This is a genomic window from Erysipelatoclostridium sp. MSK.7.34 (assembly GCF_019041935.1).
In the GTDB taxonomy this organism is placed as follows: domain Bacteria; phylum Bacillota_I; class Bacilli_A; order Erysipelotrichales; family Coprobacillaceae; genus Thomasclavelia; species Thomasclavelia ramosa.
In genome coordinates this window covers 24,966-36,683 of sequence record NZ_JAHPYJ010000020.1, presented here as the reverse complement: position 1 = coordinate 36,683, position 11,718 = coordinate 24,966, and the positions used below count along the sequence as shown (strand labels likewise).

The following is an 11,718-nucleotide window of genomic DNA, read 5'->3' as shown; positions in this document are numbered from 1 at the left end:
CGTTAAATTTTTATTTTTTATATACATCCATTAAAGTCCCAACAATATCCTTTAATAATAATGTTGTCATCAGATGATCTTGACCATGAACCATGATAAAACCAACCTCAACATTATCCCCTCGAGCTTCTTGTTGCAATAAATCTGTTTGAGCTTTATGAGCATCTACTAAACATTCATTAGCTTCTGCTACTAATCTATCAGCAGTCACTAAGTCACCTGCTTTAGCTTTCTCTACAGCCATTAATAATTTTGAACGAGCATCCCCTGAGTAAGCTACGATTTCAAAGGCAACCATTGTTGCTTCTTCTTTAGTCATATTTAATCCTTCTTTCTATTTATCTCTTTTTAACGATTGAAATAATCGTTGCAATTTCAGCGTCACTGATTGATATATTTAAAGCCATCTCTAAAGGAACTAAAAGTTCCTTGACCTTACTAACTAACATTCCATGATTTAAAATTATGTTTGATGCAATAAAATTAACAATCGGTGCTTGATGTCTACTGATTCGATCAATCAAACAAACCAAGTGTACTATTAAACCGATTTGCTGATCCTCATCTAAAGTTGCATCTAGTGTAACTTCTAAACTCTTAGTAAAATCCAATAGATAATCTTTTATTCCATCAACATCTACCTCATTGAACTGATCCTTTAAATATTCAAATATTTCATTAATATCATCACGTGCTTCATCTTCCTCAATGAATATCTCTTCTAAAGTTTTAGCATTCTTTTGTTCTAGCCATCTCACTTCAGCAAAAGGATATTGAGCTAAATTTGGTCTATTATTACCAATAATTCCGATAATTTTTCCTTCATTAGCAATAATATTGATTTCATTGTATAGATGATTAGCTTCACTATTTTCAATTACATGAACAGTAACATTACTTAAATCAAAATGTTCATTTAAATAACTCTTTAACCTTGTAACTTCTGACTGCTCTTTTGAAATTATTACTAAGATCTTCTTATCACTTTGTTTTCTAAAATATTTTATATCTTTAAACTTTGTTTGAAGATATTCATAAATTTCATCAACTGAATCATTATTACTGGCTTTATTACTGCTAGTGACACCAATTAAAGTAACTGGCATTTCTAAATATTTAATTTCTATTTTTGTTTCAAAAGCAATTGATTCAGCCATAGTTCGAATTGAACCCATGTCATAAATAAGAATAATCCCTTTACCTTGATCAATCTTTATAATTTGCTCTTTCAAATCTTCATAGGCATCATCCATGCTTTTATCTAAAGGCAAATCATAGGCATAAGTATTGTTATGCATTGCTAAAGCGTTAACAACGTTAACAATCGAACTAGCCGAACTGTCACCATGCATCGCAATCAAAGTAACAACATGTTTATTAGTTACAGGCTTACTCTCATTTAAAATAAACAGCATTGTAAAGATTATTTCATCAATATTCATCTTTACCCTAAATTCTTCTTCAATTTCATGAACGAATTCTTTAGCAAGATGATAATGTTTAGGATAAAGATCAATCATCCGCTTAATTTCTTCATTTGCAAGACGCTGTTTACTGCTTACTTTAATTAGTGAAGCATTAATATGCAGACATAACCCATAAAGAATATTTTCTTGATAATTTATTGCTAGTTCACTGCTTACACGAGTAATGAAACGTTCAACTAAACTAATTAATTTCATTGAAACAATTTTACTTAATTGCTCTTTATCACTTACACGATTACTCAATTCATTTAAATATTCTTGAAAATCTTGATGAAGCTGTAATGAAACTAAAGTATTAATTTGTTCCTCACTAACACTTTGTTTTTTTAACTCTTTTTTACGAACATCAATCGTTCGATAAATATTAGCATTATTTTCCTTTGCTCTATTTTTTAATACCTCATTTTTAGTAAATGCAAATTTACAATCTCCAGGAATAATCTCATCAATTTCTTCTTTAAATGTTTTATAGTAAATCATTCCTTTGCGAACATAATTAGGAAAATCTGATAACAATAACTCAATATGGTGATGATGAACATCATGTTCTCTTACATAACAATTTGCTACTCCTGTATGAATATCATTTTTTAAACCACGGATATTGTCCTTCACTTCATATAATAATAAGGAGTGTAATATATTAGTGCTTACTTCTAGAACCCGATCAAGTTTTCTGGCTTCTTGTTTTAAAAACAATTCTAAAAGAGCAAATCGTTCTTTTAAGGGTCTTTGACTTAATGGCAAAAGTTCAATAACAAAATCCATTTTATTACGATAGAGATCATAAAGATCCTTACTGGCATCACTGGCTATTGCACAAAGCATGATACATTTATAATTACGCGGTAATTCTACATATTGATTAGAGGGCATCTTATTACTTGTAATGATTGAAAATAACATTGTTCTTTGATACCCTGATAAAAGTTCAACATGTTTAATCAACAGCATGCCTTGATTAGTCTGATGTACTAGTCCAGTATTCACTTCATCACCATAAAGCATTTCATTAATAATCGTCGGATTTTCAATGAATGTTTTACAGTCGAAAACTGTAAATGGTGCATTATTTTTTAATACTTTAGATTTAACTGCAAAGTCATAAACGTTTTTAGCAAAATATTTAACCCCACTTCCACTTTCTGCAGTTAAGAGAATATGAGGACTTCCTTGAGGATAAAGAATGGCAGCTTTTGCTAGCATCACTGCTTCATTCAAACTTTGGTTATAACCAATTAAATTCTCAAAGTCTTTTTGATTAGTCAATTGGAAATTTGCTAATTGATACAGTACTGGACGTGTAGTTGTTTTAGTAATTTTTCCTTCTTTAACCAATTGATTCAAAATACTGCTTAGATTAGTTCTTTGCATGTCTAATTTTTCGGATAGATACTGAGTTGTCAATTTAGGATATTCATCTGTACTTTGAGTAATTGAATATTCTTTAATGAACTCAAATACTTTTACTTTGTTTGATTTCATAGCTAACTCCTTTGACACTACTTGCTCTAGCCAATTACAACTATAAAATAATCAATTATTTCTCGCAAACTTGATAAATCATCATTTTTTAATACACTAGAGCATATTTTATAAGTAGTGTATACGCTTTCTTTTAATTTTTACAAGTTCAATTATACACTAAACTATAATAATCATATATTTTTATTTTAGTGTATAAAATATTTATGTCCCTATTTCTTCTTTTATACACAAAATACTTTTTGAATAATTTCCTTTAAAATAATAAAAACTGCTAAAGTTTACCTCCAGCAGTTATCTTTACCTTTATAGTTTATAATCATTTTAGCTTATTGTATCTTTTTTATTAAATATCTATCACTTAGCTAAATTAAATTGGCTATTATGAAGATTATAATAATAACCTTGTTTCTCTAACAATTCTTGATGCGTTCCCTGTTCAAGAATATGTCCTTTATCCATTACTAAGATCATATCGGCATTTTTGATCGTCGATAAACGATGAGCCACAATAAATGTCGTTCGACCTTTCATCATCGTTTCGAAAGCTTCCTGGATTTGTAATTCTGTACGTGTATCAATTGAGCTTGTTGCTTCATCAAGAATCAGCATTGGAGGTTTTGTTAACATAATTCGGGCAATACAAATCAATTGCTTTTGCCCTTGAGAAATATTTCCTCCATCTTCATCAATCATAGTATCATAACCTTCAGGTTGTTTCATAATAAATTTATGAACCCGGGCTTTTTTAGCAGCAGCAATAATCTGTTCATCTGTAGCATCGCTTTTTCCATAAGCTATATTTTCTTTAATAGTTCCTTTAAATATCCATGACTCTTGCAATACCATTCCGTACATACGACGTAAATAATCTCGCTCCATATCTAATGTATTAACATTATCAACCATAATACTTCCACTATTTTGATCATAAAAGCGCATTAATAAATTAATTAGAGTTGTTTTTCCACAACCAGTTTTACCAACAATTGCAATTGTTTGACCTGGTAATGCCTCTAAACTAAGATTTTCTATTAATGATACTTTAGGGTCATAGCTAAAGTATACATTTTTTAAAGAAACATTACCTTCCATTATTTCAACGTTTTGAGGATTACTGACTGGTTTTTCAACAGGTTCGTCTAATAAATTAAATACTCTCTGACTAGCTGCTAAAGCTGTTTGCATTTCTGTCATTACTGACGAAATTTCATTAAAAGGTTTGGTATATTGGTTTGCATAAGTTAAAAAGCTAGATAATAAACCAACCGTAAAGCTACCATTTAACACGCTAATTGCACCAAATACTCCAACCGCACCATACACCAGACTATTAACAATCCTTGTCGTCGGATTGATCAAAGCTCCATAAAATTGTGACTTTACACCACTTACATGCATTCGTTGGTTTACTTCTTTAAAACGTTCTTCATTCATTTGTTCATAATTAAAGGCTTTAATGATTCGTTGATTCCCTATCATTTCTTCAATATAGCCATTCATTTCACCTCGAAGTTCAAGCTGTTCTTTAAAATAGATATGGGTCCTTTTAACGATTAGTGAAGCGACTAGTAATGATAACGGGGTTAAAACAATCACTACGATTGCAATTGATAAATTAATCAAACACATTATAATAATTGTTCCAACAATCGTTGCAACACCAGTAAATAAACTAGTAAAACTTTGCAATAAACCCGCTGCAATCAAATCAATATCATTAATTACTCGACCAATAATATCACCATGTGGCGTACTATCAATATATTTTAATGGTAATAAATGAATCTTTTCAAAGACGCGATCACGAAGATCGTTCGTTATATTATAAGTAATCTTATTAGTTAATTGCCCCAAGATCCATTGGACTAATGCTCCCGCAAGCACAACTCCTACAATCACTAGAAGCTGCCAAAACAAACGACTAAAATCAACCAGTCCTATTCCTATTAATAGATCGATTGCTTGTCCAAATAAGATTGGCGTAATTAATGTCAAACAGACACTAATAAAAGATAAGATAAATATTAAACCTAAAATCACACGATATGGTCGACAATATGTCAATAACCGCTTTATCGTCTTACTATTCATGATCGTCACCATCCTTACTATGTTGTGAAGCATAGATTTCTTGATAGATCTTACAATCTTTCATTAACTGTTCATGACTATCAAAGCCAACCAAGTCACCATGATATAAAACCATTATCTTATCTGCCTGTTCAATTGAAGCTGTTCGTTGTGAGACAATAATTTTTGTCATATTAAGTTGTTTCAATGCTTGTCTCAATTTAAAATCAGTTGCATAATCAAGTGCACTTGAACTATCATCAAGAATTAAGATTTCCGGCTGTTTAACTAATGCTCTGGCAATCGTTAAACGTTGTTTTTGACCCCCAGATAAATTCTTTCCGCCTTGTTCAATTACTGTATCTAATCCAGCCGCTTTATCTTCGAGCATTTCCTTTCCCTGAGCAATTTCCAAGGCCTTGAGCAATTGTTGATCATTGGCTGTTTGATTTCCTAACTGTAAATTTTCTCTAATCGTTCCTGAAATAAGAGCTGCATATTGTGGTACAAATCCAATAAAAGAACGTAAAGCATGAAGATCATAATTTTTAATCGCTTCTCCATTAATTAAAATCTCGCCACTGCTAACATCATAAAAACGCCCAATTAAATTTACTAAAGAAGTTTTTCCAGCTCCTGTTCCACCAATAATTCCAATTGTTTGACCACGTTTTATCGTAAAATTCAAATCATTTAAAACATTTTTTTGTTCATAAGCAAAGCTAACATGTCTAAATTCAATACAATCTTCACTTTCTCGATATATTTGTATTTGTCCATCATTAACTACTGCCGGTTCTGTTTCCAAAACCTCAAAAATCCTTGTATAACTAGCACCTGCTTTATTGTAGATCGATAACACATTAGCAAAAACAATCAAGGCTAATAAAATAGAATTCATATAATTAACTAGAGCAATAACTTCCCCTTGCGATAATCCCCCAACATTTACTTCAGTTCCACCAAAATAAACTATTAAAACAATAGCCACATTAACAATCAGATATGTAAATGGATTTAATAATGCTTGAATTCTCCCTACTTTTACTTGGATATCTTTTTGTTGCCGAGTTTCTGTTTTAAACTTATTAATTTCTTTATCTTGTGAAGCAAATGCTCGAATTACTCTAATTCCATTTAAGTTTTCACGAACGATCAAACTAATTTTATCAAGCTTTTTTTGAACATTATTAAAATACGGCATTGAAATTATTGTAATCATCAACATAACAATTGCTAAAACGATAGCCCCAACTACAAAAATAGAAGCCAGCGGCCCGCTAATCAAAAACGCTAAAAACAAGGAACCAATCATAATAAACGGTGCCCGTGAAGTTAACCGGATCGTCATTGCTACTGCCAATTGAATTTGTACAACATCATTAATCAATCTAGTTACTAAGGTAGGCGCACTTAATTTATCCAAATTATGATGATCATAACGATTAATTTGATGATACATATCTTCACGCAATTTTGTTCCAACACTTTGTGATGTAAGTGATGCATAATATTGACATACTAACGCAAATAAATAACCAGCCACCGCTAATCCTACCAAAAATAACCCCCTTACTAAAATATAATTTTGATCATTGTTTTTAATTCCTACATCAATAATATCAGCCATTACCAATGGAACCATTAATTCTAAGGCTGCTTCGGCAATTTTGAAAACAAATCCAATTATCGCGGGAAATCGATACTCTTTAACATATTTTAATAATTTCATTGTCTAACCCCCCAAATCTGGATTTATTATACCCTATCTTTCCACAAAAATAAAAGGAATTAGAATTTAATCTAATTCCCAATCCGCTATTTAGTCACCGGTATTTGTAATTCTGTTAGCCATTCATCCTTACTTTCTTTATTCCAGATTCCATCAATATAGCTCTCACGGGGATTATCAAGTACCTGATATCCATTTTCTTCAATCCATTTAAAAGCATACGCATATGCTTTAGGTAATCCCGCATAATCACCTTTATGCATTATAGATACTGCTTTAACCGCCGGCATCTTTTTAAACTTGATATCATCAAAATCTACCTTTACTTGATCAACCGCCTCACAAAATTCAATATCAATATCTTTTTCTTTATATTCACCATCTCGATAAATAATAAAACAATATTCTGGAACTGTACATTTTAAGTCCGGGTACTTATTCATCACTTTTTGACCTATTGCAGGAATCAATTCAAAATAACTGTCATACCCAGGGACTACCATTCTTTTCGAATATACGGTACATGCTGGTAATTCTTTAATACTTGCTTGATAATTCATAAATGTATCCTCCTCTTTGCCAGATAAAATAAACTCAATGCGTGAAAGTTGATCTTCTGCTTCACTAATGCTTTCTTTTATTGCTTTTTTCCGACTTTCTAGAATTGCAACACCATCAACACCATTAATAATCATCTGTATTTCATCTAATGATAAACCTATTTGTCTTAATGACTGAATTTGATGAATTATTACTAATTGATTACTCGTATAAAAACGATATTTACTATAAGTATCTACATATGCCGGCGCCAGCAATCCAATCTCATCATAATGTCGCAAAGTCTTTACAGTCGTTTTAGCCATTTTTGAAAACTCACCAATCGAAAACATCTTATCACCTTCCATAAACATCGTATAAGCTCCCCTTACCGGAGAGTCAAGCAAATATAAAATTAATTTTCTAATCACCCTATTCTAACATATTTTATCTTTTTTATTTAAACTACCGACAATAAAGAACTAATTATCTTTTTATGATAAAATAAAATAATTAAAACAAGAATCTTATTAATAATTAAAATTTTCATACATTTATCCTTCAATAAATGGTATGGTTAATATAATATGACATTATTATCCATAAGGAGTTTATTTTATGAAAAAGAATTCAATTTTTAAACAGGCTGCTTTTTTAGCTGCTGCTGGAATATTAGTAAGAATTATTGGTCTGTTATATCGAAGTCCATTAACTAAACTGATTGGTTCACAAGGAATGGGTTACTATTCTACTGCTTATAATGTATATGCACTAATTCTTTTAGTTTCTTCTTACAGTATTCCAACTGCTATTTCTAAGTTGTTATCTGAAAAACTGGCCGTTAATCAATATAATAATGTTAAAAAGATTCTTCTTTGCTCATTTATTTATATTGTTGCAGTTGGTGGAGGAGCAGCAATTATCGCATTTGTAATTGCACCCTATATTGTTCCTGATAAAGCTGTTTCAGCTTTGCGAATTCTTTGTCCAACGATCTTTCTTTCTGGACTATTGGGGATTTTTAGGGGTTATTTTCAAGCCTTTAAAACTACTGCCTTTACTGGAATTTCACAAATAATCGAACAAGTATTTAATGCCTGTGTTTCAATTGGAGCTGCTTATCTATTTATTCAACCATACCTTAATAATCAAAGTCTAGTTGCTAGTCACGGGGCAACTGGTAGTGCCTTAGGCACTGGCGCCGGAGTTCTAATCAGCTTATGTTATATGTTGTTCATGTTCAAAAGAACTAAACAAAGTTATTTAAATCCTCCAAATATCGAAGCAGCCGATCCCCATACAGATTCGTTTAAAGATATCTTTAAAATGATTTCAAATATTGTTACTCCAATAATTTTGGCTACTTGCGTTTACAACCTTATCTCAACTATTGATATGTATATGTTTTATCTAGTTTGTGGTGATGGTGCCAAATCCATCAGTGCCTTTGGGGCTTATGGGGGTGAGTATATTATTTTACAAAACGTTCCTGTAGCTCTTGCCTCAGCAATGTCAACAGCTTCAATTCCCAATATTTCATCAGCATGGCTATTTAAAGATACTGCTGAAGTTAAAAAACAAATTGCTCAAGGAACAAAAGTCATCATGTTGATCCTTATTCCCAGTGCCGTTGGAATGAGTATTCTTGCAGTTCCGATTATTCAAGCAATTTTTCCGCAAAAAGAAACGGTTGTTCTAGCCAGCACCCTTTTAACATTTGGGAGTCCAGCAATTGTTTTCTATGGTCTTTCTACCTATACCAATGGATTATTGCAAGCTTTAGGATATTCATCTATTCCTTTAAAAAATGCTATATATGCGTTAATTATCCATTGTTTTATTACTCTATTTCTTTTACTTGCAACGAATTTAAATATTTATTCTCTATTGATCGGTAACTGTCTTTATGGTTTACAGCTTTGTTTCGCAAATCAAAGAGCTTTAAAACATATTACTACTTATTATCAAGAGAAATTACACACCTTCATCTACCCATTGATTAGTTCAGCAATTATGGCATTTACAGTCGCGCTATGCTACTATGGTTTAATTAAAGTTATTGATCGTTTGATTATCACTCTATTTATTGCAATCGTTATTGGAGTCATTATATATTTTGGAACATTGCTTTTTCTATATAAAGATAATGTTGAAGAATTATCACAAATACCTTATCTTCAAAAAATCATAAAACATAAATAAAAGCAACTAAATGTTGCTTTTATTAAATACAAATATAAATATAGCGTCCAAATTTAACATATTCTGTCTTTTTACGTAAGCAGCCGTCAATGATCAAAAAGCCAGCTTGATTTATTTCTTTACTCATTTCCTCAAAAGTTACCATAATCATTTTGTCACAAATTCTTCGCGAGGACTGAATCATTCTACACTGTTCTTCGTAAGTTATTGGAGTATATAAATTATATGGGATATCCATGATTGCAACATCATAATGTTTTTGTAAGTCATGAATACTCACCTTATTAATCAAATACTCATCATAACCATAATACTTTAAATTTTTACGTGCTTGCCAAGATATTTCCCTGGAAATATCGAATCCTTCAATATCTAAATCTAAAGCGAGTCCTTCTAGAACAACTGTCCCCATACCACAACAAGGATCAACGATCGTTACCTGATCATTATCTCCAGCTGCTAAATTAACTAAAGTTCGAGCTAACCGAATATCTAAAGAATTAGAAAAAGTATTAGGTTTATCATCGTGTTTTTGCCAAGACGGAACACCATGATGATAATAACCGCAAAGCCATTGATCTTCTAATTTTGTAATCGCGATAGTATGTTGCGGTCTAGACATATTAACACTTCCTGCAATACCCCAAGAAATATCTTTACACCTAAGTAAACTTTCTTGATAGTCAACATGAGTAACTTCATTTTTTAAATATATTACTTTAAAATTCTGGTAATCTTTATGCAGCGCAGCCACTTTTTCGATTAGTTTATTAAAATCAGCATCTATTCCCCAAAGATCGAGCTTTGCTTTTACAAAAACACTTTTATCAACACTATAATCTTTATTTGATAAATAATATTTACTCTTAAATTCATCTTTAAATAATGTTCTAAATTCTAAAGCACATAATTCTTTATCTTCTGGGGGATAGTTAAAAACATATAAATACTTTTTCATTATATCTCCTTTGTTTGTGTCTATTTTATATTTATGCTATAGTAACAGTACTTGGAGGTCTATTATGAAATTTATCAATTCATTAAAAGAACGTTTTACTAAGGAACAATTAATGATTATTGCTACCGCCCTTAGTTTATCTACCCCATTTTATATTTGTGTACCTTTTTTATTACTTGAAACATTATACCTATTGTACACTAAAAAAATTATAAATGCGTTTAAAAGTACCCCAAAATCTAAATATTTAATAATTTTTATGCTTTTAACATTAGCTATTTCTTTAATTTATCAAAATTGGATTGGTGTAGGATGTGTCGCACTTATCTTTATCTTTGTTTCACTAATGTTATATTATCGACAATATATCAATGAAGATACTTTTGAATTTATTTTAGATATGTTAATTGCATTATCGATTCTATGGACCATTTATGGACTATTTGAACAAATTCAAATTCTCGATCGTTTAGGTTATGATCATTTTACTTTAAAAGTATTTAGCAGACGTGAAAATCGTCTTAATTCTGTTTTCTTCAATGCTAATTACTATGCCATGATGATTGAATTTACCATCATGATGATTGGATATAAAATATTTGGTACTAAAAATGTCAAAAAACAGCTTTATTATTTTATCGTTGCCTGCCTTAATTTCTTTTTATTATATATGACTGGATGTCGTACCGCTTTTGTTGCAACCGCTGGAGCAATGTTAGTATTCTTGATCATCAATAAAAATTACCGGATTTGCAGTTTAATTGGGCTACTTTGTATCATTGGTGGTATTTATTTTATCTTTAATCCTGAACAGTTCCCAAGAATTGAAAAACTAGTTGATAACTTTACTGTAAGAACAAAGATCTGGCATGCTGCAATTGAAGGAATCAAAGCCCATCCGCTCTTTGGTCAAGGCCCAATGACATATATGATGATTTTTAAACAGTATGGTGGTCATGTCACTCAACATGCTCACAGCGTCTATCTTGATCCGATTTTATCATTTGGTGTCGTTGGCGTTGCTACTCTTGTTCCTTATATGTTTGATAATTGTAAAAGATTATTTAAGGTCTATCAAGAAAAGCTAAATCTCCGTTATGTCGCCCTTGTAATTTCATGCATTGCAGTTATTCTATTACATGGTGTTCTTGATTATACAATTTTCTGGGTACACACAGGTATGCTATTTTTATTAATTGCTTCATCATTTGAAATGTTTAAACATAAATAAAAAAAAGGAA

At 31.0% G+C, this 11,718-nt stretch carries 8 protein-coding genes; 2 read left to right on the top strand and 6 right to left on the bottom strand.

The genetic code is table 11. The features are described from left to right. Positions 1-10: 10 nt before the first annotated feature. The 5 genes from KTF99_RS12605 to KTF99_RS12585 form a co-directional block, all read right to left on the bottom strand. Complete coding sequence (locus KTF99_RS12605; RefSeq protein WP_003539455.1) at positions 11-319, bottom strand: PTS lactose/cellobiose transporter subunit IIA; 309 nt, start codon at positions 317-319, stop codon at positions 11-13. 19 nt (positions 320-338) lie between these two features. Beyond that, on the bottom strand, positions 339-2,972 hold the full coding sequence (locus KTF99_RS12600) for a PRD domain-containing protein (protein ID WP_020994454.1): 2,634 nt from the start codon (positions 2,970-2,972) through the stop codon (positions 339-341). A 357-nt stretch (positions 2,973-3,329) separates the two neighbouring features. Continuing rightward, on the bottom strand, positions 3,330-5,066 hold the full coding sequence (locus KTF99_RS12595; protein ID WP_022007628.1) for an ABC transporter ATP-binding protein: 1,737 nt from the start codon (positions 5,064-5,066) through the stop codon (positions 3,330-3,332). Further along, positions 5,059-6,777 carry an ABC transporter ATP-binding protein gene (locus KTF99_RS12590; protein WP_022007627.1) on the bottom strand — a complete coding sequence of 573 codons (1,719 nt, stop codon included), beginning with the start codon at positions 6,775-6,777 and terminating at the stop codon, positions 5,059-5,061. Before KTF99_RS12590 ends, KTF99_RS12595 begins: the two co-directional genes overlap by 8 nt. An 86-nt stretch (positions 6,778-6,863) precedes the next feature. Continuing rightward, positions 6,864-7,691, bottom strand: a complete 828-nt coding sequence (locus KTF99_RS12585) for a MerR family transcriptional regulator (protein ID WP_003539447.1) — start codon at positions 7,689-7,691, stop codon at positions 6,864-6,866. Positions 7,692-7,935: 244 nt separating this feature from the next. Between KTF99_RS12585 and KTF99_RS12580 the strand changes: the two genes are divergently transcribed. After that, positions 7,936-9,519: a putative polysaccharide biosynthesis protein gene (locus tag KTF99_RS12580; RefSeq protein WP_008792665.1), complete on the top strand. Its 1,584-nt coding sequence runs from the start codon at positions 7,936-7,938 to the stop codon at positions 9,517-9,519. A 22-nt stretch (positions 9,520-9,541) separates the two neighbouring features. Here the strand turns inward: KTF99_RS12580 and KTF99_RS12575 are convergent, their stop codons facing one another. Beyond that, on the bottom strand, positions 9,542-10,477 hold the full coding sequence (locus KTF99_RS12575) for a TRM11 family SAM-dependent methyltransferase (protein ID WP_003539443.1): 936 nt from the start codon (positions 10,475-10,477) through the stop codon (positions 9,542-9,544). Positions 10,478-10,541: 64 nt separating this feature from the next. Here KTF99_RS12575 and KTF99_RS12570 point away from each other — a divergent pair, with 64 nt between their 5' ends. Next, positions 10,542-11,708 (top strand): O-antigen ligase family protein, encoded by a 1,167-nt coding sequence (locus tag KTF99_RS12570; RefSeq protein WP_029482284.1) that lies wholly within the window; start codon positions 10,542-10,544, stop codon positions 11,706-11,708. The last annotated feature ends 10 nt before the right edge of the window (positions 11,709-11,718 follow it).

Excerpts from the sequence above, each read along its gene's own strand:
- KTF99_RS12605 (WP_003539455.1), bottom strand. The coding sequence starts at position 319 with ATGACTAAAGAAGAAGCAACAATGGTTGCCTTTGAAATCGTAGCTTAC.
- KTF99_RS12600 (WP_020994454.1), bottom strand. The coding sequence starts at position 2,972 with ATGAAATCAAACAAAGTAAAAGTATTTGAGTTCATTAAAGAATATTCA.
- KTF99_RS12595 (WP_022007628.1), bottom strand. The coding sequence starts at position 5,066 with ATGAATAGTAAGACGATAAAGCGGTTATTGACATATTGTCGACCATAT.
- KTF99_RS12590 (WP_022007627.1), bottom strand. The coding sequence starts at position 6,777 with ATGAAATTATTAAAATATGTTAAAGAGTATCGATTTCCCGCGATAATT.
- KTF99_RS12585 (WP_003539447.1), bottom strand. The coding sequence starts at position 7,691 with ATGTTTATGGAAGGTGATAAGATGTTTTCGATTGGTGAGTTTTCAAAA.
- KTF99_RS12580 (WP_008792665.1), top strand. The coding sequence starts at position 7,936 with ATGAAAAAGAATTCAATTTTTAAACAGGCTGCTTTTTTAGCTGCTGCT.
- KTF99_RS12575 (WP_003539443.1), bottom strand. The coding sequence starts at position 10,477 with ATGAAAAAGTATTTATATGTTTTTAACTATCCCCCAGAAGATAAAGAA.
- KTF99_RS12570 (WP_029482284.1), top strand. The coding sequence starts at position 10,542 with ATGAAATTTATCAATTCATTAAAAGAACGTTTTACTAAGGAACAATTA.